Origin of the sequence: Sphingobium sp. S6, assembly GCF_905120495.1 — a bacterium.
Taxonomy (GTDB): domain Bacteria; phylum Pseudomonadota; class Alphaproteobacteria; order Sphingomonadales; family Sphingomonadaceae; genus Sphingobium; species Sphingobium agri.
The window spans coordinates 278,673-302,559 of record NZ_CAJHOG010000001.1 but is presented as its reverse complement, the minus strand read 5'-3'; the positions used below and the strand labels follow the sequence as shown (position 1 = coordinate 302,559).

24 protein-coding genes are annotated in these 23,887 nt (G+C 61.8%); 8 read left to right on the top strand and 16 right to left on the bottom strand.

The window, feature by feature from the left end; genetic code table 11:
* Complete coding sequence (locus tag SPHS8_RS01515) at positions 1 to 999, bottom strand: 2-hydroxyacid dehydrogenase (RefSeq protein ID WP_201513575.1); 999 nt, start codon at positions 997 to 999, stop codon at positions 1 to 3.
* A 125-nt stretch (positions 1,000 to 1,124) separates the two neighbouring features.
* Between SPHS8_RS01515 and SPHS8_RS01510 the strand changes: the two genes are divergently transcribed.
* Positions 1,125 to 1,595: an SH3 domain-containing protein gene (locus SPHS8_RS01510; protein ID WP_201513574.1), complete on the top strand. Its 471-nt coding sequence runs from the start codon at positions 1,125 to 1,127 to the stop codon at positions 1,593 to 1,595.
* 4 nt (positions 1,596 to 1,599) lie between these two features.
* On the opposite strand, the gene SPHS8_RS01505 is transcribed toward SPHS8_RS01510, so the two are convergent.
* The gene (locus SPHS8_RS01505; protein ID WP_201513573.1) at positions 1,600 to 3,180 is read right to left on the bottom strand and encodes a peptide MFS transporter; all 1,581 of its coding nucleotides are present in this window, start codon (positions 3,178 to 3,180) and stop codon (positions 1,600 to 1,602) included.
* Between the two features lie 107 nt (positions 3,181 to 3,287).
* Here SPHS8_RS01505 and SPHS8_RS01500 point away from each other — a divergent pair, with 107 nt between their 5' ends.
* Positions 3,288 to 3,866: a nitroreductase family protein gene (locus SPHS8_RS01500; RefSeq protein WP_201513572.1), complete on the top strand. Its 579-nt coding sequence runs from the start codon at positions 3,288 to 3,290 to the stop codon at positions 3,864 to 3,866.
* A gap of 72 nt (positions 3,867 to 3,938) precedes the next feature.
* The gene (locus SPHS8_RS01495) at positions 3,939 to 4,283 is read left to right on the top strand and encodes a GntR family transcriptional regulator (RefSeq protein ID WP_201513571.1); all 345 of its coding nucleotides are present in this window, start codon (positions 3,939 to 3,941) and stop codon (positions 4,281 to 4,283) included.
* A gap of 31 nt (positions 4,284 to 4,314) precedes the next feature.
* Here SPHS8_RS01495 and SPHS8_RS01490 read toward each other — a convergent pair whose 3' ends face one another.
* From SPHS8_RS01490 to SPHS8_RS20275, 6 genes are all read right to left on the bottom strand, one after another.
* Complete coding sequence (locus tag SPHS8_RS01490) at positions 4,315 to 5,703, bottom strand: TIGR03013 family XrtA/PEP-CTERM system glycosyltransferase (RefSeq protein ID WP_201513570.1); 1,389 nt, start codon at positions 5,701 to 5,703, stop codon at positions 4,315 to 4,317.
* Between the two features lie 178 nt (positions 5,704 to 5,881).
* Positions 5,882 to 6,154, bottom strand: coding sequence for a hypothetical protein (locus SPHS8_RS01485; RefSeq protein WP_443018539.1), 273 nt, complete (start codon positions 6,152 to 6,154; stop codon positions 5,882 to 5,884).
* Between the two features lie 51 nt (positions 6,155 to 6,205).
* The gene (locus SPHS8_RS01480; RefSeq protein WP_097091341.1) at positions 6,206 to 6,874 is read right to left on the bottom strand and encodes a sigma-70 family RNA polymerase sigma factor; all 669 of its coding nucleotides are present in this window, start codon (positions 6,872 to 6,874) and stop codon (positions 6,206 to 6,208) included.
* A gap of 107 nt (positions 6,875 to 6,981) precedes the next feature.
* Complete coding sequence (locus tag SPHS8_RS01475; protein ID WP_201513569.1) at positions 6,982 to 7,122, bottom strand: hypothetical protein; 141 nt, start codon at positions 7,120 to 7,122, stop codon at positions 6,982 to 6,984.
* Positions 7,123 to 7,217: 95 nt separating this feature from the next.
* On the bottom strand, positions 7,218 to 8,012 hold the full coding sequence (locus SPHS8_RS01470; RefSeq protein WP_097091340.1) for a response regulator: 795 nt from the start codon (positions 8,010 to 8,012) through the stop codon (positions 7,218 to 7,220).
* Between the two features lie 101 nt (positions 8,013 to 8,113).
* A complete protein-coding gene (locus SPHS8_RS20275) occupies positions 8,114 to 8,287 on the bottom strand; it encodes a hypothetical protein (protein ID WP_236574914.1) in 174 nt (57 codons plus the stop codon).
* Positions 8,288 to 8,311: 24 nt separating this feature from the next.
* Here SPHS8_RS20275 and SPHS8_RS01465 point away from each other — a divergent pair, with 24 nt between their 5' ends.
* Entirely contained in the window at positions 8,312 to 8,536 is a 225-nt protein-coding gene (locus SPHS8_RS01465; protein WP_141397809.1) for a NepR family anti-sigma factor, read from the top strand.
* A 195-nt stretch (positions 8,537 to 8,731) separates the two neighbouring features.
* The gene (locus tag SPHS8_RS01460; protein WP_236574913.1) at positions 8,732 to 10,282 is read left to right on the top strand and encodes a sensor histidine kinase; all 1,551 of its coding nucleotides are present in this window, start codon (positions 8,732 to 8,734) and stop codon (positions 10,280 to 10,282) included.
* A 3-nt stretch (positions 10,283 to 10,285) separates the two neighbouring features.
* On the opposite strand, the gene tgt is transcribed toward SPHS8_RS01460, so the two are convergent.
* Entirely contained in the window at positions 10,286 to 11,416 is a 1,131-nt protein-coding gene (gene tgt / locus SPHS8_RS01455) for a tRNA guanosine(34) transglycosylase Tgt (RefSeq protein ID WP_201513568.1), read from the bottom strand.
* Positions 11,417 to 11,480: 64 nt separating this feature from the next.
* On the bottom strand, positions 11,481 to 11,660 hold the full coding sequence (locus SPHS8_RS01450) for a hypothetical protein (RefSeq protein WP_097091336.1): 180 nt from the start codon (positions 11,658 to 11,660) through the stop codon (positions 11,481 to 11,483).
* 238 nt (positions 11,661 to 11,898) lie between these two features.
* On the opposite strand from SPHS8_RS01450, the gene SPHS8_RS01445 reads away from it, so the two are divergent.
* Positions 11,899 to 12,855, top strand: a complete 957-nt coding sequence (locus SPHS8_RS01445) for a crotonase/enoyl-CoA hydratase family protein (RefSeq protein WP_201513567.1) — start codon at positions 11,899 to 11,901, stop codon at positions 12,853 to 12,855.
* Between the two features lie 4 nt (positions 12,856 to 12,859).
* On the opposite strand, the gene SPHS8_RS01440 is transcribed toward SPHS8_RS01445, so the two are convergent.
* The 3 genes from SPHS8_RS01440 to groES all read right to left on the bottom strand — a co-directional run bounded on the left by SPHS8_RS01440 (position 12,860) and on the right by groES (position 17,226).
* Complete coding sequence (locus tag SPHS8_RS01440; protein ID WP_236574912.1) at positions 12,860 to 14,851, bottom strand: putative bifunctional diguanylate cyclase/phosphodiesterase; 1,992 nt, start codon at positions 14,849 to 14,851, stop codon at positions 12,860 to 12,862.
* 310 nt (positions 14,852 to 15,161) lie between these two features.
* A complete protein-coding gene (groL, locus tag SPHS8_RS01435) occupies positions 15,162 to 16,808 on the bottom strand; it encodes a chaperonin GroEL (RefSeq protein ID WP_097091333.1) in 1,647 nt (548 codons plus the stop codon).
* Positions 16,809 to 16,938: 130 nt separating this feature from the next.
* Entirely contained in the window at positions 16,939 to 17,226 is a 288-nt protein-coding gene (gene groES / locus SPHS8_RS01430; protein WP_022681207.1) for a co-chaperone GroES, read from the bottom strand.
* A gap of 390 nt (positions 17,227 to 17,616) precedes the next feature.
* Between groES and SPHS8_RS01425 the strand changes: the two genes are divergently transcribed.
* Positions 17,617 to 18,042: a universal stress protein gene (locus SPHS8_RS01425; RefSeq protein ID WP_201513565.1), complete on the top strand. Its 426-nt coding sequence runs from the start codon at positions 17,617 to 17,619 to the stop codon at positions 18,040 to 18,042.
* A gap of 94 nt (positions 18,043 to 18,136) precedes the next feature.
* A complete protein-coding gene (yghU, locus tag SPHS8_RS01420; RefSeq protein ID WP_201513564.1) occupies positions 18,137 to 19,009 on the top strand; it encodes a glutathione-dependent disulfide-bond oxidoreductase in 873 nt (290 codons plus the stop codon).
* Between the two features lie 115 nt (positions 19,010 to 19,124).
* Here yghU and ligA read toward each other — a convergent pair whose 3' ends face one another.
* The 3 genes from ligA to SPHS8_RS01405 all read right to left on the bottom strand — a co-directional run bounded on the left by ligA (position 19,125) and on the right by SPHS8_RS01405 (position 23,882).
* Complete coding sequence (gene ligA, locus SPHS8_RS01415) at positions 19,125 to 21,269, bottom strand: NAD-dependent DNA ligase LigA (RefSeq protein ID WP_236574911.1); 2,145 nt, start codon at positions 21,267 to 21,269, stop codon at positions 19,125 to 19,127.
* Positions 21,270 to 21,324: 55 nt separating this feature from the next.
* Entirely contained in the window at positions 21,325 to 22,986 is a 1,662-nt protein-coding gene (gene recN / locus SPHS8_RS01410; RefSeq protein WP_201513563.1) for a DNA repair protein RecN, read from the bottom strand.
* Between the two features lie 110 nt (positions 22,987 to 23,096).
* Complete coding sequence (locus tag SPHS8_RS01405; RefSeq protein ID WP_097092738.1) at positions 23,097 to 23,882, bottom strand: outer membrane protein assembly factor BamD; 786 nt, start codon at positions 23,880 to 23,882, stop codon at positions 23,097 to 23,099.
* Positions 23,883 to 23,887 lie beyond the last annotated feature (5 nt).

The following is a 23,887-nucleotide window of genomic DNA, read 5'->3' as shown; positions in this document are numbered from 1 at the left end:
CTAGATCCAACCTTCGAGCACTTGGTTGGGTGGACGGTGGCCATCAACCCAACTGCGGATGTTGGCGATGACTCGCGCGCCGGTGGCGTCGCGTCCCTCGAACGTCGCCGAACCCATGTGCGGCAGCAGAACCACGTTCGACAGCGCGAGCAGACGCGAATCCACGGCGGGCTCATGCGCATAGACGTCCAGCCCTGCGCCTGCGATCCGCCCTTCCGCCAATGCCGCGATCAGCGCCGATTCGTCTGTGATCTCAGCGCGCGACGTGTTGATGAGATATGCGTCCGGCCGCATCATCGCGATACGACGCGCATCGATCATGCTCCGGCTGTCGGCATTGAGCGGGCAGTTTATGGACACGATGTCGCATTCGCTCAGCAGCGTGTCGACATCGGGGTGCCATGCTGCTTCCAGTTCATGCTCGACCTCGAAAGGCAAGCGATGACGGTTGTGATAAGCGATCGACAGGCCGAACGCCGCTGCTCGCTTGGCAACCGCCCGCCCGATCCGGCCCATGCCGATGATGCCAAGCTTCTTGCCGCCGATGCGGTGGCCGAGCATGCCCGAGGGGCTCCAGCCGGACCAGGTGCCGGACCGGACCAGCTTTTCACCCTCTGCCAGCCTGCGGGGAACCGACAGAATGAGCGCCATCGTCATGTCGGCCGTATCCTCTGTCAGGACGCCGGGCGTATTGGTGACGATGATGCCCTTTCGCCGCGCTGCGCCAAGATCGATATGATCGACCCCGCTGCCAAAGCTCGCGATGAGTTGCAGGCGTTCAGGGGCAAGGTCGATCAGCGCCGCGTCGATCTGATCCGTCACCGAAGGAACCAGCACATCGCATTGCGCCATCGCGCGGGTCAGCGCCGCGCGGTCCATGGGCACATCGCCGACATTGAATACCGCGTCGAACAATTCGGCCATGCGGGCCTCCACATTGGGAGGCAGGCGGCGCGTGACGACGACGCGCGGCTTGGCAGGACGCGGTTTCTTGGCCATGCACAGCCGCTATGCCGGGCCGTGACGGTGGTCAAGCGCTTATGCTTTCAGGCCAAGACAATGGTTGTCGGCAGAGTTGGCGGGACGCTATAACGGTGCGTCACGCAAAGGGGAAAAGAACAGGGATGAAGGGGTATCTGCCTCATGGCGCGATTGTCGCAGCCGCGCTATGTTTCGCAGGCGGCACATCGGCGGCTCCGTCAAAGCCTGTTCCTTATTGGGCTTCGATCAACCAGGACGAAGCCCGCATGCGGGTCGGCCCCAGCCTGGATTATCCGTCGAACTGGGTCTATCGGCGCCGCGACCTGCCCGTGAAGGTGGTGCAGGTGCTGGGCCTCTGGCGCAAGGTCGAGGATCCGAGCGGCACGCAAGGATGGATGCACGTTCGGCTGCTCAGCGATACCCCGACCGCGATCGTGACGGCATCGGTGGCCCCGATGCGGCAGGCTGCGAGCGAAGGCGCGCGCACGGTGTTCCGCGCGGAAAAAGGCGTGGTTGGCCGCCTGTCATCGTGCAGCGATGGCTGGTGCGGTTTCGATGTGGGCGGCCAGCGCGGGTTCGTTCGCGCCGCTGACGTCTGGGGAGCGACCAACTGAGCGCTCAGGCGGGCTTGTCTTCCACCCGATCGGCAATGGCGAAGCTGTCACGCTGCGCTTCCGCTTCCGCGCCTTCTTCTCCGCTCAGTTCCCCGGCGTGCATCAGCCTCTTCACGAACGGTGCAACGGCGATGACGAAAATGCCGATGCCGATCGACCACCAACCGATATTGCCATAGACCGCCAGCACCGCGTCGCGCGACGCCGCGCCATCAGAGCCGCCGGTTGCCCCAGCGATCATCCCGGCAACATATTCGCCGAGCGCCATGGCGAGGAACCATATCCCCATGATCAGGCCGATCATCCGGGAGGGCGCCAGTTTCGACATCGCCGACAGCCCGACAGGAGACAGGCACAGCTCCCCCAAAGTGTGACAGAGATAAAGAAGGAAGATGAACAGGATGGGCGTCAGTGTCCCCGGTGCGCCTGTGCCTGCGACGAGTATCAGGAAGCCCGCGCCGACCAGTATGAGCGCCAGCCCGAACTTGGCCGGGGTAGAAGGCTCCCGCCCCCGCTTCGCCAGAGCAATCCACAGCGCCGCGAAGACAGGACCGAAGATCAGGATGTAAGCCGCATTCACCGACTGGAACATCGATGCAGGCACATCGAAGCCAAGGATGTTCCTGTCGGTATAGCGTGCCGTGAAGAGGCTGAGCGAGGATCCGGTCTGCTCATACAGGCCCCAGAAAAGCGGGTTTATGAAGAGCAGGAACAGGGCAGCCAGCATACGGTCCCGCCCGATCCGATCCATGCGCCCGAACGCTTCCCACAATATATAAAGCACCATAAGGACGCTCGCGCCCGCCAGCATCCATCCCACTACCGCATGCTGCTGGATCAACAGCCAGCAAAGCAGGATGGCCAGGAGGCTCGACAGGTAGACGAGCCATTCGCGGCTGATCACACCGCCGACCCGCTCGGCAAGCCGAGCTGGATGGGGCGGTTCTCCCTTGCCCTGCAACAACGGCTTGCACAGCAGGAAGCCGATAACGCCTGCGATCATCCCAACAGACGCAGCACCGAAGCCCCAATGCCAACCCCAGCGCTGGCCCAGATAGCCGCAGATTAGCGGCCCGATCGTCGCGCCAACGTTGATGCCCATGTAGAAGATCGTATAAGCCGGGTCGCGGCGCATATCGTCGCGGGGATAAAGCTGTCCCACCATGGCCGACACGCTGGCTTTCAAAAATCCCGTGCCGACGATGACCGTCGCCAATCCCAACCAGAACAGGCCAAGGCCCATCGCATCAGCTGAACCGTCAGCTTCCAGCCCAAGAATGATGTGCCCGGCGGCGATCACTATCCCGCCGAACAATACCGCCTTGCGCTGCCCCAGATAGCGGTCGGCCAGATAGCCCCCCATCAACGGCGAGATGTAGATCAGCGACATGTAGGCGCCATAGGAATGAGCGGCGTCGCGATCCGAAAACAGGAAATGCTGCGTGAGATAGAAGATCAGCAGCGCGCGCATCCCGTAGAAGGAGAAGCGTTCCCACATCTCGACGAAGAACAGAAGGAAAAGACCGCGCGGGTGGCCCAGCCATGTCTTCCCCGATGCGAGTGTCGTAGTAGATGCGGTCGCCATCTGTTTCCCATCGGGCTTGGATGCTGCCGAGCCTAGATCGGAAATCCTGCCTGTGTCAAAGCAGGGCGCACTTGCGCCCCGCGCCCAGCCGCGCCATTTGATGCGCCATGTTCAATGACGCCACCACGCCTCTCTCGCTCCTGCGCACGCGCCGTTCCGGCAAGCCCCGCGACCTGATCGCTCCTGGCCCCGATGCTGGACAGTTGCGCGAGATTCTGGAGATCGCCCTTCGTACGCCTGACCATGGGAAGCTGGCGCCCTGGCGGTTCGTGGTCGTTCCGGATGAGAAGCGCGAAGCCTTCGCCGCCCTGCTCGAAAGCGCCTACCGGCGTGAGAAGCCGGACGCGGGACGGCTCGAATTGGAATCCGTGCGGCAATTCGCGCTTCAGGCTCCCGCCTTGGTCGTTGCTCTCTCCGCGCCGGTAGAGGGGAGCAAGATCCCGGCGTGGGAGCAGCAATTGTCGGCTGGCGCGGCGATCATGAATCTACTGCATGCCAGCCATGCCCTAGGCTTTGCGGCAGGGTGGCTGACCGGATGGCCGGCTTATAACGAAGATGTCCGGCAGGCTTTCGCGGTGGGCGCAGAACGGCTGGCTGGCTTCATTTTCATTGGGACGCCTGGGCGTCCGCAGGAAGAACGGCCGCGCCCAGCTTATGAGCAGATAGTTTCTATTTGGGACAAGTAGATAGGTCGGAACGACTGCGTCCATCGGTCGGTCACCTTGTCCGCATCGCTGTGTTATGGCACTGATGCACTTATGGCCGATGAGTCAAAGCCCGTCTATCTCCGGCTTCGCGATACCATCGCGGCCTCCATACTCGATGGCGATTATCGCGACGGCGACATGCTCCCTTCCGTCCGTGCTCTCGCTGCTCAGGAAGGCGCAAATCCGCTGACCGTCGCAAAAGCTTACCAATGTTTCCAGGACGATGGCCTGGTGCTGGTCAAGCGGGGCGTCGGGATGTTCTTGGCCGAAGGAGCCACCCGCCGCCTGCGCGAAGCGGAACGGCGTCGCTTCCTGGAAGAATGCTGGCCTCTTGTCGCCGACCAGATCAGGCGGCTTGGAATTTCGGCCGATGAACTGGGCCTTCGGCTAGCCTAACTCCGCCGCGCGACTGGCCGGTCGCATCATCCTAGCGCGCGCCTTCCGGCCAAAGAATGACGCGCAAGGTCTGGATCAGGATCAGCAGGTCCAGGAAGGGCGTATAGTTCTTCGCATAATAAAGATCATATTCCAATTTGTTGCGGCTATCCTCGATAGACGCGCCATAGGGATAGTTGATCTGAGCCCAACCCGTGATGCCGGGCTTCACCATATGGCGTTCGGCATAGTAGCGCAGGTGCTGCTCAAGATCCTCGACGAACTGGCGCCGTTCGGGTCGAGGGCCGACGAAGCTCATCTCGCCCTTCAGCACAGTCCATGTCTGCGGCAGTTCGTCGATGCGCAGCTTGCGGAGCCAGTAGCCCAGGCGCGTGATGCGCGGGTCGTCTTTTTCCGCCCAAACCGCCTGCCCGCTGATTTCAGCATCCTGCCGCATCGTGCGCAGCTTCACGATCCAGAATTCCTCGCCGAAAAGGCCCACGCGTTGTTGGCGGTAGAAGGCCGGACCTTTGCTGTCGAGCTTTACCAGGATCGCAGCGATCAGGATGATGGGGCCGGTCAGCAGCAGCAGGATCGAACTGGCGATGATGTCGAACAAGCGCTTGGCAATGCTGGACAGACGGCGGCCAGCGGAAAAGCCATCGGAGAAGATCAGCCAGCTCGGGTTCACGCTATCAAGGTCGACGCGCCCCGTTTCGCGTTCAAGGAACGTCGAAATTTCGTTCACATGCACGCCGGTCGTCTTGATGCGCAGCAGGTCGGACAAGGGCAATGCGTTGCGCCTTTCCTCAAGCGCCAGAACGACCTCGCTCGCACCCAGCCGGACCACGAAATCGGCGAGATTATAGATGGCGCTGCGGTTGATCGCCTCAGGGATCACCTGCGCGCCATCATTCATCGCGATGTAGCCGACCACTAGAAAGCCGGACCCCTTGCGCTGCTCGATTTCTCTGATCCGGTTGGCGCGATTGCCTGCGCCCAGGACGACGAGGCGCCGCTTGAACGCTTCGCCGCCCAGCATCGAACCCAGCAGCAGCCTGACCGCAAGCAGCAACGTCACCGCCAGGCCCATCGCATAAAGGGAATTGGAGCGCCAAAGCGTGAGGTCCGGCAGCAAAAAATGCATGACGGAAAGGAATATGACGCCCAGCGAAATGGCAACGAGCAGGCGTGCCAAGGCAAAGCGGATCGACTGGAGGGCCTCCGTGCCATAGACGCCCACCGCGATCATCGCCGTTTGAATCGCCAGCGCGAAGCTCAGCAGCGGGGCAGCGCGGGTCGTGATCTCATCCACGTCCATGCCGATCTGGCGCGCTCTCAATATCCATCCTGCTTCGGCCGCACCTAAAAGCAGGACGAGATCAAGCAAGCCCAGCAGCAGCACGGCGTGCGGCACATAATGTTTGAAGAGCCTGATCATCAGTCGCGCGTATTTCTCGCTGCTACCCTTGAATTGGTAACCTTGGTGGAGTCGGATCAGTCACCGCGGCTGCGAAGAATCCGATCGTGCACGGACTGTGAAGGAAATTCCCAAAGATTCTCTGAAGATGGCTCAGCGCAAAAGCAAAAGCGCGCTCAGGAGAGCAGGACTACAAGTTTCAATTTTGCCGCCGCAAGCTGCTCGCCGCATCCTGCGCGGCGTTTTCGATGACCCGCGCGGCGCTGTCCGCCGATTCAGCTGCGTCCGTGATAACGCGGCTTTCCCTGTCCTCGCGTTCCTTGGTGAGGTAGAAGAAACCGATGGCCAGGATAAGGGCGATAGCAACCAGTGCGAAAATCACGCCGCTGCCGCGTGATTTTTCCGCCTGGATCATATCGTCCGGCCGCTCCTCGTCCTGAGGAGGGTCGCCTCTCCCTCCAACCTCAACCATCCTCCCTCTCCCATCGCCCTCCCCATCTGGGAAGGTTCGCAGGAACCGGTCTTAAACATCATTGGCATCCAGATCGGATTCCTGCCTGGTCTCGCGGCCCCGGCTGAGGCGGTCGACATCATCCATGATCTCGTCCAGCACAGCCGTGTCAGTCGTTTCCTGCGTCCGCCGTGACGGAAGGTCGCCGCTGTCAAGTATCTGCTCCAGCGCCGCGCGGCCGCGTGCGACGCGGCTCTTGATGGTGCCGACCGCTACGCCGCAAATCTCCGCCGCCTCTTCATAAGCGAAACCGCCAGCACCGACGAGAATCAGGGCTTCACGCTGAGGCTGAGGCAGTTGCAGCAGGGCGCGCTGCATGTCGGAAAGTTCGACATGCTTGTCCTGCCCTGCCGGAGCCGCGAGCAGGCGATCCGCGGTCAGATCATCCCAATCGCCACGGAAGCGGGAGCGCCGCATCTGCGACAGATAATGGTTGCGCAGAATGATGAAAGTCCACGCACGCATGTTGGTCCCGGCCTGGAAACGGCCGCGCGCCGCCCATGCCTTCAACAGCGTTTCCTGAACGAGATCGTCCGCGACATCGCGATTACCGGAAAGCGATCGGCCGAAAGCGCGCAGATGCGGGATAACCGCAGCCAGCTCACGCTTGAAATCCGAATCGGAGAGCGACTGCCGCTCTACTTCCTGGTGCTCCGCCTCTTGGCCAAGCCCTTCGCTCATGGGAACAACCCTCTTACTGGCTGTCGCCCTCGCCTCATGAACCGAAGCCGTCAAAGCCATATTTGCGTCCGCATCCTATACTCATTGTTCAACGGAACCAATGATGTTTACCCGTAATAGCTCCACAGCACGATCAGCATGCCAATGATGACCAGAGGCAGCGATATGCCCAGAACATACCGGACTATATGTGGTGTCGATCCTGACCGGGCGTCCTCGGTAGCAACATGCTTTTCCTGTTCCGCCATTTAATACCTCCCGATCGTTACGCATCAATAACGCGGAGGCATGACTCGGGTTCCGCCGCTCCTTAAGTGTTTTGCGGCGGAACCCGTGCAGATCGTCAGGCCGGAGCCGTAGCTTCGTCAAAGAACAAGGCCTGCGAAATAGCCGCCTTGACGGTCGAACGTTGGAAGGGCTTCGTGATGAGGAAGGTCGGTTCAGGACGCTCACCGGTCAGCAGACGTTCTGGGAATGCGGTGATGAAGATCACGGGCACGGAAAATTCCGCGAGAATATCCTTCACCGCATCGATGCCGCTGGAATCGTCCGCGAGTTGAATGTCGGCGAGTACCAGGCCGGGACGCTCCGCCATCGCTTCACGAACCGCATCCTCGCGCGTCACGGCGATTGCAGTCACTTCATGACCAAGGTCACGGACGATGGTTTCGATGTCCATCGCGATGATGGGTTCATCCTCGATGATCAAGACCTTCGCCCGCGTCTGAGCCTCGATCTCGCTGAGCGCCTCTTCCACAAGCGCCTCGACATCGGCGGCGTCAAGACCGATCAGGTAGGCGACGTCGTCGACCGTGAAACCTTCCAATGCCGTGAGCAACAAGGCTTGGCGAGGCAGCGGCGTCAATCGCGCAAGCCGCGCCTGCGCTACCGCTTCCTGCCCATCGCTGCCCGTCAGAACCGGACCATCTTCCAGATGGGAAGACGACCATATCGCATGGAACGTCTTGTAAAGACCAAGGCGAGGATCGACATCAGACGGGAATTCTTCAGGCGCGGCCACGATCGCTTCCAGCGTCGCCCGCACATAGGCGTCGCCATGCCCCTGGCTGCCCGTCAGGGCGCGGGCATAGCGGCGCAAGAAAGGAAGATGGGGGTGCAGTTGCTGTCCAAGCGACATCTGTAAATCTTCTCCCAGCCCATAGGGCGCATTGCTACTAAACATTCGCTGCGCGGAAGGATGGATTGCCAATGCCGATGTGGCAAGCCCCCGCCCCCTTTTCAGCCGCCCTGCGGACGGTGGCAAAAAATGCTTCGGGGAGTGGAACCAACGAGAAAAAGATTTGTTTCACTGCCGTTCGGTTTTTTAACTGAAATCTGGATTTTGATGTAAAGCTCCGCTGGCGGTCGATTGACGTCACGCGGGAAAGCCGCAAAAGAAAAGCCGGTTGACATGGTAGCGTTGCAGAGGGGCGTATTTTGGTTGCTTCAACGACGGAACGGGATGTGAAGGGAGGGGACAGGAAAGATGTCGGCGCCAACACCCCGGATTCGGGCGTGACTGGCAACGCCTCCCGCAAGCGGCGCTCTGCCCCTGCCAAGGGGGATGGGAACGTCGCCAATGTGCTGCGCTCTGTATACCAGCGCGCCGTGGACGAAGACATTCCTGCCGAGATGCTCGACCTTCTTAGAAAGCTGGATTAAGCATCGGCCTTGAGGGTCGCCGAATTGGCGTGTCCCGGGCGGAGGGCAGATTGGTGCTTTTCGATATTGGCACAGGTGCGGAGCAAGGCGATTTGGCTTTGACTGAGATCGCTGAAATTCCTGATCCCAAACGGGTCAACGCACATCTGATCATCGCATGAACGGGGCGGCTGCGTCCCAACCAGTTGATTGCTCATGCGCAACTTAAACAGCCTGATCCAGTCCACGGGCGTCAAGATGTTCCTCATCCTGACGCTGGCCCTTTTACCTCTGGGCCTTATTGCGCTTGTAGCTTCGCTTCAGGCGATCCGCACTTCCGATCTGGAGAAGGAAGCGCTGCTTCGTGTGTCTGTGACACAGAGCGCACGCAAGCTAACCGAAGATCTGGCTTCCGATCGAACCGCATTGATGCTGACCGCCAACGCGCTATCGACCGGCAGCGAAGGGCCGGAAATGTGCCAGCGGCTTTCCATTTTCCTGACCTCCCACGATCGGGAAGGCGGCCGCTACTACATCTACAATCGCCAAGGCGAGCGTATTTGCGGGTCTTCTCAGCATGAACCGCAAGGACTCACGAAAACCGCTCGATTCCATGGCGCGCCAGCGATGCTGCTCCCGACGTCCGGCTATCTTGTCAGCCGCGTAGTCAGCGACAACAGGCAAGTCGTTGCGCTTGCCTATTATTCGCGTACGTATCTGGAAACGATAGCCAGCCCGACGACAGCCCTGCAAAACCGGCAGCTGAGCCTTCAGCAGGGCGATCACATCTTGGTGGTCAGCCAGCCGTCCAACGACTTGCACGGCAAAAGCACCAGTCTGTCGGCTCGACTCGATCCGCCGGATATCCTGCTCACCATGACGCTGCGTGACCCGCCGGTGACGCTCGCGCGCATGCTTTCGCTGTTCCTGCCCCTCGTCATGTGGTTCGCGGCGGCGGCGATCGGATGGTTCGTCGTCAACCGTTTGCTGATCCGCCCGCTCGTCGTGCTGAGGCGTACCGTGGCCGCCTATCATCCGGGCGAAGTGCTGGAACCCATGCGCCGCATTCGCACCCCGGCGCAGGAGATCGTGGCACTCGGCGAAACCTTCCGCGAAATCAGCGAGGATGTGGCGACCCATGAGGCCGAGATGGCGGAGGGGCTGGATACTCAGCGCAAACTGACGCGCGAAGTTCATCACCGCGTCAAGAACAACCTCCAGATCATCGCCAGCCTGATCAGCCTGCATGCCCGTGCGGCACATGAACCCGAAGCGGTCGAGGCCTATGCATCAATCCAGCGCCGCGTCGATGCCCTCTCAGTCGTGCATCGCAATCATTATGCGGAGCTGGAGGAGCATCGCGGTGTCGGGGTCCGCTCACTGGTGAGCGAGCTTTCCGCAAGCCTGCGGGGCACGGCTCCCGCGGAAGCACGGCGGTTCGGTATTCAGATCGACAGCGACAATCTTCATATCAGCCAGGATGTGGCCGTGCCGATCGCATTCCTGCTGACGGAATTGGTGGAGTTGGCGATGCTGTCCGATCCCCGGACGGGCATGCGCATATCCGTGCAGCTGGAACCGGGACGTGACGACCGGGCCGTGCTGCATCTGAGTTCCCCCGCGTTGCGCGGATCGGAGCTGATGAGCGCGCGGATCGAAGAACGATATGGGCGCGTACTGACAGGCCTTTCCCGTCAGCTGCGCGCGCCGCTCAACCATGATCCGGTCGCTGGCGATTATGCGATCGCGATCAATGTCATTCCCTGATCCTCAGACCCGCTGATAATCGCGGCGGAAGTCCGATGCGAAGGCTGCGAACCGGGCTTGCGCGATGCTGTCCCGTATCGTCTGCATCAGCGCCTGATAGAAGTGGATATTGTGCTGCGTCATCAACATGGCGCCGAGCATTTCGCCGGATTTCACCAGATGATGCAGATAGGCGCGGCTCCACGTCCCGCAGACCGGACAGGTGCAGCGGGGATCGAGCGGCGAAAGATCCTCGGCAAAACGCGCGTTGCGGATGTTGAGCGGGCCTGCCCAGGTGAAGGCCTGACCATTGCGGCCGCTGCGGGTCGGCAGGACACAATCGAACATGTCGATGCCGCGTTCGACAGCCCCGACGATGTCGTCAGGCTTGCCCACGCCCATCAGATAACGCGGCTTGTCGCTCGGCAGCATGCCGGGTGCGTAATCGAGGCATGCGAACATGGCCTCCTGCCCCTCCCCTACCGCCAGGCCGCCTACGGCATATCCGTCAAAACCGATCTCGGTCAGCTTCTGCGCAGAAATGCGCCTCAGATTTTCGTCAAGCGATCCCTGCTGAATGCCGAAAAGCGCCGCTCGTTCGGCATGCTCGCCACCGGCGTCGAAGCCATCACGGGACCGCTTTGCCCAGCGCATGGATCGCTCCATGCTGTGCGCCGCCTCATCATGGGTGCAGCCGTTTTTCGTGCACTCGTCGAAGGCCATGACAATGTCACTGTCGAGCAGACGCTGGATCTCCATCGAACGTTCGGGCGTCAGCATGTGACGGGAACCGTCGATATGGCTGGCGAAGGCGACGCCATCCTCGCTCATTCTGGTGAGCGCGGACAGGCTCATGACCTGATAGCCGCCGCTGTCGGTCAGGATCGGCCGGTCCCAACCCATGAATCCGTGCAAGCCTCCCAGCCGAGCCACCCGCTCCGCGCCCGGACGAAGCATCAGATGATAGGTGTTGCCGAGGATGATATCAGCGCCGGTGGCGCGGACCTCCGCCGGGCGCATCGCCTTGACCGTGGCGGCGGTGCCAACCGGCATGAAGGCAGGCGTCCGGATTTCGCCGCGGCGCATCTGAATCGCGCCCGTGCGGGCCTTGCCGTCGGTTGCGGCGATCGTGAAGGAAAAACGGGATTGAGTCACGTTGCGCGCTCTAGAACATCGCGCGGACAAGAGTGAACCGCTTTTTATCGATTGGCCGCCCTGATCAGCCCGCCTTGCGCAAACCGTCGAAGGCAACCACCGCGTCGATGTCAAAGCCCTTCACCCGGCGATAATTGCCGATGAAGCAAAGGCAATCGGCAGCGATGTTGAGGCGCCAGCTTTTCCCCTCTTCATCATGAAGCAGGAGCGTCACAATCTGGGGATCGGTGCGATGTCTGTCCATGCACCATGTCATAATTAATAAAGGTTAACAAAGACCTGACAACAAAATCGCCTGAAACTTACTTAACGGCCTTTGTTGCATTAATGCAACGTTAACCATGATAGGCGCGTCTTTTTGGCGACTTAGCAGCAACAGTACACAATAAAAAGGGTTAACAAGGCACCGATTGATCCACTGACGGTTGCATCGAAGGAACAATGTTGTTTTCCTCAGCATGGATCGAAATGCGGGGGCACAGATGATTGATTCCGGACGGTTTAATCCGGCACGCGATGAGGTGGAGGACGCTTCGCCAATGCACCTGCCTGTCGAAAACATTCACGCCGTTGCCGCTACGGAAGCAGCGCTCCAGGCACGCGAAAGCGGACATTCGATGCTGTTCGACCTGGGTCAGGTCGATGTCACTTTCGATGAACCGATCGACACCCTTTGGGCCTTCATGACCCCGGCGAATCGGCCGAACTATAATCTGCCGATGCTGCGCGACATCCGGCTTTGGCAGACAGAGGCCAAGCGGCTGTTCGACGAGGGTATATTGCCGCTCAAATATATGGTGCTTGGTTCCCGCTTTCCCGGCGTCTTCAACCTGGGTGGAGACCTTGAGCTGTTCGCGGCGTGCATCGAGCGCGGCGACTTGCCCGGCCTGGTTAAATATGGTCATGCGTGCATCGATGTGGTTCATCGCGCATGGCGCAATGCCGACATGCCGCTCATCTCCATCGCCTTGGCGCAGGGCGATGCCTTGGGGGGCGGGTTTGAGGCTCTTCTTTGTTTCGATGTCGTAGTAGCGGAGCGAAGCGCTCGTTTCGGCCTTCCTGAAATGCTCTTCGGCCTCTTCCCTGGAATGGGGGCCTATTCCATCCTGGCGCGGAAGCTGGGACGCCGGATGGCAGAGCGCATGATCCTGTCCGGTAAGGTCTACACCGCCGAAGAAATGTACGACATGGGCGTCGTCACCATCCTTGCCGAGGATGGCGAAGGCGAGCAGGCCGTGCGTGACTATATCACCGGCAACCGTCCCCACCATGCCGGCCATGTCGGCGTCTTCGAAGCCGGACGCCGCGTCGATCCGCTCGATTATGCCGAGCTGAAGGACATCGTTGAAAATTGGGCAGCGACGGCGCTCAAGCTCGATCCGAAGGATTTGCGGATGATGCGGCGCCTTGCCTCGGCGCAGACACGGCTGACCAAGTAAGCGGTCAGGCGCGGCGGCGGTTCTGCATCAACGTGACGACGTTGCTTTTCTCACGTTTCATGTCGGCCATCATCGTGAGCAGATCTGCGGCAGGCATGGGGCGGCTTAGAACAAAGCCTTGCACATTGCTAAAGCCCAGCTCGCGCGCATAGCGTAGCTGTTCTTCCGTCTCGATGCCCTCCGCTACCGTCTCCACGTCAAGTGAGTGCGCCAGATATGCGACGGATTGGGCGATGGCGCGGTCGCGCCCTTCTTCGCCGACGCTTCGCATGAAGCTTTGATCGACCTTGAGCGTATCGAACGCATAATCACGCAGATAGCCGAGCGAGGAATAGCCTGTTCCGAAATCGTCGAGGGCAAGGCGTAGTCCAATACGCTGCAGCTCTGACAGGATCAGGCTGGTGCGGCCGCTATCTTCCAGGAAGATTGATTCGGTCACTTCAAGTTCGAGCCGCTTGGCTTTCAAGCCCGATCCCATGAGCGCAGCGATGACCGCGCGCGGAAGCCCGTCGCTCTTGATGAGCGCGGGCGAGATATTGACGGCGACGCGGACATGTTCCTCCCACTGCATCGCGTCCCGGCACGCTTGTTCCAGCGCCCAGGCGGTTATCGGCTCGATGAGGGAGCAGCTTTCCGCCACCGGAATGAACTCGGCCGGTGAAATGCGGCCCATTGTGGGATGATCCCACCGCATCAGCGCTTCGCAGATGGCGATCTTGCCAGTGACCGTGTCGAATATCGGCTGATAATGCAGCAACAGCTCGCCATTTGCCATGGCGCTGCGAAGGCCCATCTCCAACTCATAGGTACGATTTTGCCGCTCTTTCATGGCCCAGTCGAAATGGGCATGGCGGTTCCGTCCCGCACGCTTTGCCTGATACAGCGCCATATCGGCATGTTGCAGCAACTCTTCGCTGTCGCACCCATCCTCGGGCGCGACAGCGATGCCCATCGATGCCGTGACCGTCAGATGATAGCCGCTGACATCGAAGTCATGGCCGAACTCAGCCATCACATCGTGCGCAATCTCCCCGGCCACGGCGCGATCGGCCCCGGGGCATATCAGGATGAACTCATCTCCGCCGAAGCGAGCGACATGGCCGCGACCGTCCAGCGCGTGCGAAAGACGCGCCGCAACGGTGCAGAGCAATTGATCGCCGATGATGTGCCCCAGCGAATCATTTATTTCCTTGAAGCGATCAAGATCCATCCAGAAGACGGCCATGGGATCCTGATCAGACCGGCGTTTGTCGAACAGCTCGCGCAACCGCATCTGCATCGCCATGCGGTTTTCCACGCCGGTCAGGCTGTCGAACCGCGCCAGCCTCTCGAACTTGGTAGCCAGCTGCGATTTTTCGTAATTGCCCTGCAACGCTTCGACGACGATCCGGTGGGTCGTGCGGGTGATTTCCGCCATGGCGAAAATCATCAGGAACAACATCGTCGCCAGCACCCAATAGCCCAGCCCACCAGCGATGCAGAGGCCGAGCGAGGTCGGAAGCAGCGCAAAGCATGTCTGGCCAACCGCGATATGCACACGCCCGGCATTGCGTCCGGCGATGCCGCCGGAATAGGCCGCGACAAGGCAGACGCTCAAAATATGCAGCGACGCATCGCCGGTTAAGATGAGCGTCGAGAAAGCGAGCAGACCGAGCAATGCGGCATAGCCCCACGCGCCCAGTTCATAGGCCAGTCCCCAGGCTTGCTGCGTTGGCCCCTCATGATGAGCCAGCTGCCGCAGAAAGTAGACGGCAGAGATGGATCGGCTAACCGCGACCAGGAAAATCAAGGTCGCGATCGTCGTGATTTCGGCGCGGCCAGCATGGTAGGCGACGACGAAGCTGAGCGCTCCGCCAGCCAAGGCGCCGATCATCAACGATGCAGGTGATGCGTAGAGCGATTTGACAAGGCTGTCCTGCACCTCAGCGCTTTGCTGAGTATCGGGCGCAAGATGCGCGCGCAGTTTTGCGCTCCAATGATGGAAGAGGCACGACACGTCTCCGCCACCTTTGGCTAAACATGATTTCCATTTGGTAAATTTGGAAGGGGAAGATGCCCAAAATGGAGCTATCGGGTGGCCGCCCGATGGGGGTCGATAGTTCAGGTTTGGACTGAGCTTTGCGCTTGAGATGCCGACTTCCGCTGGCATGAGGAGGGCCGGGGGTGATCGGAGGCTGAAAATTTCTCCAGCCGACAACGAAAGGGCCGGTGGATTGCTCCCCGGCCCTTCCCTGTTCGCTTGAGCGAGGGACTTTGCCATCGCGATCGAACCACAGCCGGGCCGAAGCCCGACTGCTGCGATCGCTTTAGAAGTCCATGCCGCCCATGCCACCCATGCCGCCGCCGGGCATGCCCATCGGCGCCTTGTCGTCGGCGGGCAGTTCAGCGATCGTCGCTTCGGTGGTGATCAGCAGGCCAGCGACCGAAGCCGCGTCCTGCAGAGCAGCGCGAACGACCTTGGTGGGATCGATGACGCCAGCGGCGACAAGGTTCTCATAGGTGTCGGTCGCGGCGTTGAAGCCCTTGGTCTCGTCATTTTCGCGCAGCAGGTTGCCAGCGACAACGGCGCCATCAACGCCCGCATTCTGGGCGATCTGGCGCAGCGGCGCTTCGATTGCCTTGCGGATGATGTCGATACCACGGGTCTGGTCGTCGTTGGCGCCCTTCAGGCCTTCCAGAGCCTTGGTCGCGTAGAGGAGAGCCGTACCACCACCGGGGACGATGCCTTCTTCAACGGCTGCGCGGGTTGCGTGCAGCGCGTCATCGACGCGGTCCTTGCGCTCCTTGACTTCGACTTCCGAAGCACCACCAACCTTGATGACGGCAACGCCGCCAGCCAGCTTGGCCAGACGCTCCTGCAGCTTTTCGCGGTCGTAGTCGGACGTGGTCGTCTCGATCTGAGCGCGGATCTGCTCGGTGCGGCCCTTGATCGATTCGGCATCACCAGCGCCATCGACGATGGTGGTGTTGTCCTTGTCGATGGTGACGCGCTTCGCGGTGCCGAGCATGCCGAGCGTGACGTTCTCAAGCTTGATGCCGAGGTCTTCGGAGATGACCTCGCCCTTGGTCAGGACGGCGATATCTTCCAGCATGGCCTTGCGGCGGTCACCGAAGCCAGGAGCCTTGACCGCAGCGACCTTCAGGCCACCACGCAGCTTGTTGACGACCAGGGTCGCCAGCGCTTCGCCTTCGATATCTTCCGCGATGATGAGGAGCGGACGGCCCGACTGCACCACGGCTTCGAGGATCGGCAGGATCGACTGCAGGTTCGACAGCTTCTTTTCGTGGATCAGGATGTAGGGGTCAGCGAGTTCGACCTGCATCTTTTCCGGGTTGGTGACGAAGTAGGGCGACAGGTAACCACGGTCGAACTGCATGCCTTCCACGACGTCCAGTTCGAAGTCGAGACCCTTGGCCTCTTCCACGGTGATCACGCCTTCCTTGCCGACGCGGTCCATGGCTTCGGCAATCTTCTGGCCGACTTCGACGTCGCCATTGGCCGAGATGATGCCGACCTGAGCGACTTCGTTCGAACCGGCGACCGGCTTCGAACGGGCCTTGACGTCCTCGATCACCTTGGAGACGGCGAGGTCGATGCCGCGCTTCAGGTCCATCGGGTTGATGCCGGCAGCAACCGACTTCATGCCTTCGCGAACGATGGCCTGAGCCAGAACGGTCGCGGTGGTGGTGCCGTCACCGGCGATGTCGTTGGTCTTCGAAGCAACTTCGCGGACCATCTGGGCGCCCATATTCTCGAACTTGTCCTTCAGTTCGATTTCCTTGGCGACGCTGACGCCGTCCTTGGTGATGCGGGGCGCGCCGAAGCTCTTGTCGATGACGACGTTGCGGCCCTTGGGGCCCAGGGTCACCTTGACCGCGTCGGCCAGGATGTCGACGCCGCGCAGGATGCGCTCACGAGCGTCACGCGAAAACTTTACGTCCTTCGCTGCCATGATCTTTTACCTCTCTTTGAGAATTGCAAATCTTGCGAAGTTCACACCGTTCTGAGTGGCTGAAATCCGCGGGAAATTGGAATAGCGGTCCGGTTCGCAGCTTTACGCAACGAACCCGAGCCCGTCGCCTTTAGGCGACAACGCCCAGGATGTCCGATTCCTTCATGATCAGCAGGTCTTCGCCGTCGACCTTCACTTCCGTGCCCGACCACTTGCCGAACAGGATGCGGTCACCAGCCTTGACGTCCAGTGGCGTCACCTTGCCATCTTCGGCCTTCGAGCCGGTGCCGACAGCGACGATTTCGCCTTCCTGCGGCTTTTCCTTGGCGGTGTCGGGGATGATGATGCCACCGGCCGTCTTCTCTTCCGCCTCTACGCGACGGACGAGAACGCGGTCATGCAACGGACGAAATGCCATGTTGAGTACCTTTCCCTCTTTTTGGGATTGGTCGGGCGGGCGACCGCGGGAAAATCCCCCCAGCGAATCTGCCTGATGCCGTTCCTTCTCCCGTATGAACCAGTTGCTGTTAGCACTCCTGGTTAGAGAGTGCCAGCGCTGCGGAATATGGAGCGGTGAAAATAACCGTCAAGACAAGGAGGCATATTTTTTTAGGATTGAAGGCCCCTTCAGAGCCCGGCGGCGTTGTTGCGCCTGATCGACGGCTTTGTCACGCGCGGAGCGCCAGCTTGCGGGATTGTTGCGACTATCGCCTTGCCGTTGCCGGTGCGCGTTCTTTCATGTCGGCCGCATCCCCACCCTCCTGCCAGCGTTGCCTTGGCTAGCAGACCGCAAAAACAGGAGCGAAGGATGCAGTTTTCCACGATCATCGTTGCGATAGACGTCAGCGATCCCGACAATGGCCGGGCGGCGTTGGCGCGGGCCAGCGCGATTGCAGGACCGCAGGGACGGCTGCGGCTGCTCTATGTCCGCTATCACCTGCCCTCCCGCTATTCAGACCTTTTGGCGGGCGATTTTGACGCGCGGGAACAGGAGGACGCCTTGGCGGCCATGCGGCAATGGTGCGACGATCTTGGCATCGGCGATGATCAGGTGGAAATAGCGACGCGGCGGGGCCGTGTTCGCGACGAAGTGCTGGCAGAGGCCGAACGGCAAGGCGCCGACCTGATCGTCATCGGATCGCATCAACCATCGCTATCCTCAAAGCTGCTGGGATCGAACGCGTCGGCCATCGTCCACCAGTCGCCTGTCAGCGTGCTGGTCGTGCGGGCATAGACCGGATCGGTAAAACGGGCAGGACGAGCGGTTGCGGCACGCCGTTCAACTTCCTACCTGCGAGGCGACATCGCACCGTGGGAGAAATCGCCTAATGACCGACAGCTATACTCCGCCCCGGGTCTGGACATGGGACAAGGATAATGGTGGCGCCTTCGCCAACATCAATCGGCCGGTCGCAGGCGCTACCCATGACAAGGCGTTGCCGGTCGGCAAGCATCCATTGCAGCTCTACTCGCTGGGCACGCCCAACGGGCAGAAAGTGACGATCATGCTGGAGGAGCTGCTGGCGGCGGGTCATCACGGCGCGGAATATGACGCCTGGCTGATCAACATCGGCGAAGGCGACCAGTTCGGCAGCGGCTTTGTCTCCGTCAATCCGAACAGCAAGATCCCGGCCCTGATGGACCACAGCGTTTCGCCGCCCCAGCGGGTGTTCGAGTCGGGCGCGATCCTGGTCTATCTGGCCGAGAAGTTCGGCGCGTTCCTGCCTACCGAACCGGCCAAACGCACCGCGACCTTGTCATGGCTGTTCTGGCAGATGGGCAGCGCGCCGTTGCTGGGCGGCGGCTTTGGCCACTTCTTCGCCTATGCGCCTGAAAAGATCGAATATGCCATCAACCGCTACACGATGGAGGTGAAGCGGCAGTTCGACGTGCTGGACCGGCAGCTTGGCGAGAATGAATATGTCGCCGGGGATGAGTTCACGATCGCCGATATCGCGATTTGGCCATGGTATGGCGGGGTGGCGCTGGACCGCACCTATGTTGGCGCTGGCGAATTTCTGGACGTGCAGAGCTATACCAATGTTCAGCGCTGGGCGAAGCAGGTGGATGCGCGGCCTGCGGTGAAGCGGGGCAGGATCGTCAATCGCGCGAACGGGCCGCTGGAAGAGCAGCTGCATGAGCGGCATGATGCGAGCGATTTCGATACCAAGACGCAGGACAAGGTTCAGGCGGCGGGTTGACTCCAACAGCATCCATTCTGTCACCCCAGCGAAAGCTGAGGCCCTTCGCCCTGTGCCCTACCCTCCTGAGATCCCAGCATTCGCTGGGATGACGGATCTGGTCAACGTCGCCCCCCTACACCGCCGCCTTCACGATCTCCGCCCAGGCCGCTTCATCGATCACCGGGATCCCCAAGGCCGCGGCCTGTTTCAGCTTCGATCCCGCGCCAGGACCGGCCACCACAAGATCCGTCTTGGCGCTGACCGATCCTGCCGCTTTTGCACCCAGCCGTTCCGCCTGCGCCTTGGCCTCATCGCGGCTCATCGTTTCCAGCTTGCCGGTGAAGACGACCGTCTTGCCGGTCACTTCGCTAGCGGTGGTTTCGACTACATAGTCGGGGGGCGACACTTCGGACAGCAGGTCGTCCCAGGCCTCTCGATTATGGGGTTCGTGGAAGAAGTCGGCTAGCGCATGACCAACGGCGGAGCCCACATTTTCAACGCCGATCATCTCCGCGATCGCCTTGTCCAGCCGGTTGCGGAAGCGTGTTTCCTCCTCGCCTTCAGCGGCGGTGCTGCTATCGCGCAGGGCTATGATGTCCTGCGCCAGCGCCCTGATGCCGGGCAGGCTGGTATAGCGTTTGAGCAGGTCGCGGGCGGTGACGGCGCCGATATGGCGGATGCCTAAGCCAAAGAGAAGGCGCGCGGCGTCCGGCCGGCGCTTCGCCTCGATCGCGGCGAGCAGGTTGTCGACGGATTTTTCCTTCCATCCCTCTTTTTCCAGCAGCGCGGCGCGATGCTGTTTGAGGCGGAAGATGTCGGCCGGTTCGGTGATCCAGCCAAGGTCGAGAAATTCCTGGATCGTTTTCTCGCCCAGTCCTTCGATATCGAGCGCGCCACGGCTGACGAAATGGCGGAGCCGTTCGAAGCGCTGTGCGCCGCAGATAAGGCCACCGGTGCAGCGGATATCGACCTCGCCTTCTTCGCGCACGGCTTCCGATCCGCAGACGGGGCAATGATTGGGGAAGATGAAGGGCGCGCGCTCTTCGTTGCGGGTGAGGTTGTCGACCACCTGCGGGATGACGTCGCCCGCGCGCTGCACCACGATGCGGTCGCCCGGACGGACGCCCAGGCGCTCGATCTCGTCGGCATTGTGCAGCGTCACGTTGGAGACGACGACACCGCCCACCGTGACGGGGGTCAGCCGTCCGACGGGGGTCAGCTTGCCAGTGCGGCCGACCTGGATATCGATCGCTTCGAGGGTGGTTTGCGCGCGTTCGGCAGGGAATTTGTGCGCGATCGCCCAGCGCGGCGCCTTAGCCACGAAGCCAAGGCGTTGCTGCCAGTCGAGCCGGTCGACCTTGTAAACGACGCCGTCTATGTCGAATGGAAGGTCGGCGCGCGCTGCCTCTATCCCGCGATAATGAGCGATCAATGCGTCGAGCGAGTCCACGCAGGTGAGCATGTCAGAGACCGGCAGGCCCCAGTTGGCGATCCCCTGCATGACGCCAAGCTGCGTCTCTGCCGGAAGGCTGCTCGCTTCGCCCCAGCCATGGGCGAGAAAGCGCAGCGGACGGCTGGCGGTGACGGCGGCGTCCTTCTGCCGCAACGATCCGGCAGCGGCGTTGCGCGGGTTGGCGAACTGCCGCGCCTTTTCGGGGTCGTCCGCCTCGGCGAGCAGCCGCTGGTTGAGCGCGACGAAGTCGGCCTTCGCCATATAGACCTCGCCCCGGATTTCGAACAGGTCGGGCAAGTTCTCGCCGGTCAGGCGACCGGGAATGTCGCTGATGGTGCGGACATTGGCGGTGACATCCTCCCCGGTCGTGCCGTCGCCACGGGTCGCGGCGAGGCGCAGTTCCCCCTTTTCGTAGCGGAGCGAACAGGACAGGCCGTCGATCTTCGGTTCGGCGGTCAGGGCGACGGGTTCCCCGTCCGGCAGCGCGAGGAAACGGCGGACGCGGGCAATGAACTCGGCAATGTCCTCGTCCGAAAAGCCGTTGTCGAGGCTCATCATGCGGACCGCATGCTGGACCTTCTTCAATCCCGAAGTGGGTGCTGCCCCGACCTGAGCATTGGGGGAATCCGCGCGAACAAGCTGCGGGAAGGCCGCCTCCAGAGCGTTATTTTCGCGGATCAGCGCGTCATAGGCGGCGTCAGTGATCTCGGGCTGGTCCTGATCATGGTAGAGCCGATTGTGCCGGGCAATTTCCCTGGCGAGCCGCATCAGGCGATTGGCGGCTTCCGCTTCCGTCATCTGGGTCGGGTCTATCGAGTCACTCATATCTGCTCCATCCCCGTTCAGGGCGGGCTTGTCGAGACTTGCTCTAGCAGCAGCGTCAGACTTCGAGCAGCCGGTCCGCCTGCGCCCGTGCCTCTGCGGTGATTTCCGCGCCGGAGAGCATGCGGGCAATTTCTTCGCGCCGCTCGCCATCGCTGAGCGCATGGACGCCGGTGCGGGTGACCGTGCCGTCGCTGGCCTTGGCGATCAGCATATGGCCAGCGCCGCGCGCCGCCACTTGCGGACTGTGGGTAACGACGAGGATCTGGTTGCTCTGCGCCAAGCGCGCGAGACGGTCGCCGATGGCCGATGCCACCGCGCCGCCGACGCCCCGGTCGATCTCGTCGAAGATCAGCGTGTCCGCCCCGCCCCGCTCCGCCAACGCGACCTTCAGCGCAAGGATGAAGCGCGACAATTCGCCTCCGCTAGCGATCTTCACCAGGGGCGCGAAAGGCGCGCCGGGATTGGTGGAAATCTCGAACTCCACCCGGTCCATGCCCTGCGCGCTCCATTGCCCTTCATCGAGCGTGGCGACGGTGGTGCGGAAGCGTGCGGCGTCGAGCTTGAGGGGCGCGAGTTCAGCCGCGACAGCGGCGTCCAGCCGGGAGGCGGCGTGCTTGCGCTGCGCGGAGAGCGTCTGGGCGGCGTCGCGATAGGCGGCGGCGGTGGCGGCGACATCGGCTTCCAGCGCGGCTATATGCTCCTCCCCACCCTCGATGGCGGCCAGCTTTGCCGCCATGTCGTCGCGCAGGGCCGCGAGGTCATCGGCGGCGACCTGATGCTTGCGCGCCAGCCCGCGCAGGTCGAACAGGCGCGTTTCGATGGCATCGAGGCGCGCGGGATCGAAGCTGAGCGCATCGGCGGCGCTCGCCAGCCGATCCTCCGCCTCGCCCGCTTCGATCACGGCGCGGTCGAGGGCGGCGAGCACTTCGGCGAGAGGCTCATATTCGCTGACCATGCGATCGAGCCGCCGCGCCGCCTGCCGCAGTTGCGCCAGCCCGCCGTCGGAGCCGGTGAGGCATTCGGTCACCGCCGACAGATCATCGGCGAGACGCGCGCCCTTCTGCATGGTTGCGCGCTCTTCGGCCAGCGCCGCCTCTTCGCCGGGTTCAGGGCCGAAACGCGACAATTCTTCAACCGCGTGCGTCAGATAGTCGCGGTCGCGCGCCGCCACCTCTACCGCCGCGCGGCTTTCAGCGAGCCGGTCGGCTGCCTCGCGCCAGGCGGCGTATGCCCTGGCCACCGACGCGCTGTCGCAGCGGCCATAGGCGTCCAGCAGTTGGCGATGCCCGCGCGGGTTGAGCAGGCCGCGATCATCATGCTGCCCGTGGATTTCGACGAGCGTGCCGCCGAGGTCGCGAAGCAAGGCGGCGGAACAGGCCTGATCATTGACGAAGGCACGGCTTCCTCCGTCAGCCTTAAGCGTGCGGCGGATGATGAGCGGTTCGCCCGCGTCCAGTTCGATGCCGTTGCTGGCGAGCAGCTCGGCAGCCCTGTGGTCAGCGCGCGGAATGTCGAAGGTGGCGGTGACGCTCGCCTGCGCCTCTCCGCTGCGGACGAGGCCGCTGTCCGCCCTCGCGCCGAGCGCAAGCCCTAGCGAATCGAGGAGGATGGACTTGCCCGCGCCGGTCTCGCCCGTCAGCACGCCAAGGCCCGTGCCGAACTCCAGGTCCAGCGCCTCGATCAGGACGACGTTGCGGATGGAAAGATTGGTCAGCAATGCGGCCGATCTCCAAACGTCATCCCAGCGGACGCTGGGATCTCGTGCCGCCGGGCCGTGCCCAATGGCCTGAGACCCCAGCTTTCGCTGGGGTGACGGTAAATCGGCAGTTACGCCTTGCCGCCATGTTCCCGCATGAGCTTGTAGCTGCGCTCATACCATTTGGAGCCGGGATAGTTGCGGCCAAGGACCGCCGCAGCCTTTTGCGCTTCTGCGGGGATGCCGAGCGACAGATAGCTTTCGACCAGGCGCTCCAGCGCTTCAGGCGTGTGGGTCGTCGTCTGATATTTGTCGATGACGGTGCGGAAACGCAATGTAGCCGCCAGCCACTGCCCACGGCGCTGGTAGAAACGGCCTACTTCCATCTCCTTGCCCGCAAGGTGATCATTGACCAGATCGAGCTTCAGCCGGGCATCGGCGGCGTAGCGGGTGTCGGGATAGCGGCGGATGAGTTCGCCCAGCGAATCCAGCGACTGCTGCGTGATCTTCTGGTCACGGGTGACGTCCGCGATCTGCTCATAATAGCAGAGCGCGATCAGATAATAAGCGTAGGGCGCGTCCTTGTTGCCGGTGTGGATCGCCAGGAAGCGCTGAGACGCCGCAATCGATTCACTATAGTCCTTGTTCATATAATAGCTGAACGCGGACATGAGCTGCGCCCGGCGCGCCCATGGGGAATAGGGATGCTGGCGCTCCACCTCGTCAAACAGGGCGGCGGCCATCTTATACTGGCCGCGATCGAGCCGGTATTTGCCCGCATTGTAGAGCGTGGACACGTCACGGGCGACATATTGGGTGTCGGCCTTGTTCTTCGACGTGGCGCAGCCGGCGAGCAGAGCGGCAAGCAGAAGCGGAGCGGTAGCCGCGCCGATGCGCGTCATGGTTTTCGTCAGCATGGCCG

Excerpts from the sequence above, each read along its gene's own strand:
- SPHS8_RS01515 (WP_201513575.1), bottom strand. The coding sequence starts at position 999 with ATGGCCAAGAAACCGCGTCCTGCCAAGCCGCGCGTCGTCGTCACGCGC.
- SPHS8_RS01510 (WP_201513574.1), top strand. The coding sequence starts at position 1,125 with ATGAAGGGGTATCTGCCTCATGGCGCGATTGTCGCAGCCGCGCTATGT.
- SPHS8_RS01505 (WP_201513573.1), bottom strand. The coding sequence starts at position 3,180 with ATGGCGACCGCATCTACTACGACACTCGCATCGGGGAAGACATGGCTG.
- SPHS8_RS01500 (WP_201513572.1), top strand. The coding sequence starts at position 3,288 with ATGTTCAATGACGCCACCACGCCTCTCTCGCTCCTGCGCACGCGCCGT.
- SPHS8_RS01495 (WP_201513571.1), top strand. The coding sequence starts at position 3,939 with ATGGCCGATGAGTCAAAGCCCGTCTATCTCCGGCTTCGCGATACCATC.
- SPHS8_RS01490 (WP_201513570.1), bottom strand. The coding sequence starts at position 5,703 with ATGATCAGGCTCTTCAAACATTATGTGCCGCACGCCGTGCTGCTGCTG.
- SPHS8_RS01485 (WP_443018539.1), bottom strand. The coding sequence starts at position 6,154 with ATGGTTGAGGTTGGAGGGAGAGGCGACCCTCCTCAGGACGAGGAGCGG.
- SPHS8_RS01480 (WP_097091341.1), bottom strand. The coding sequence starts at position 6,874 with ATGAGCGAAGGGCTTGGCCAAGAGGCGGAGCACCAGGAAGTAGAGCGG.
- SPHS8_RS01475 (WP_201513569.1), bottom strand. The coding sequence starts at position 7,122 with ATGGCGGAACAGGAAAAGCATGTTGCTACCGAGGACGCCCGGTCAGGA.
- SPHS8_RS01470 (WP_097091340.1), bottom strand. The coding sequence starts at position 8,012 with ATGTCGCTTGGACAGCAACTGCACCCCCATCTTCCTTTCTTGCGCCGC.
- SPHS8_RS20275 (WP_236574914.1), bottom strand. The coding sequence starts at position 8,287 with ATGTCAACCGGCTTTTCTTTTGCGGCTTTCCCGCGTGACGTCAATCGA.
- SPHS8_RS01460 (WP_236574913.1), top strand. The coding sequence starts at position 8,732 with ATGCGCAACTTAAACAGCCTGATCCAGTCCACGGGCGTCAAGATGTTC.
- SPHS8_RS01450 (WP_097091336.1), bottom strand. The coding sequence starts at position 11,660 with ATGGACAGACATCGCACCGATCCCCAGATTGTGACGCTCCTGCTTCAT.
- SPHS8_RS01445 (WP_201513567.1), top strand. The coding sequence starts at position 11,899 with ATGATTGATTCCGGACGGTTTAATCCGGCACGCGATGAGGTGGAGGAC.
- groL (WP_097091333.1), bottom strand. The coding sequence starts at position 16,808 with ATGGCAGCGAAGGACGTAAAGTTTTCGCGTGACGCTCGTGAGCGCATC.
- groES (WP_022681207.1), bottom strand. The coding sequence starts at position 17,226 with ATGGCATTTCGTCCGTTGCATGACCGCGTTCTCGTCCGTCGCGTAGAG.
- SPHS8_RS01425 (WP_201513565.1), top strand. The coding sequence starts at position 17,617 with ATGCAGTTTTCCACGATCATCGTTGCGATAGACGTCAGCGATCCCGAC.
- yghU (WP_201513564.1), top strand. The coding sequence starts at position 18,137 with ATGACCGACAGCTATACTCCGCCCCGGGTCTGGACATGGGACAAGGAT.
- ligA (WP_236574911.1), bottom strand. The coding sequence starts at position 21,269 with ATGAGTGACTCGATAGACCCGACCCAGATGACGGAAGCGGAAGCCGCC.
- SPHS8_RS01405 (WP_097092738.1), bottom strand. The coding sequence starts at position 23,882 with ATGCTGACGAAAACCATGACGCGCATCGGCGCGGCTACCGCTCCGCTT.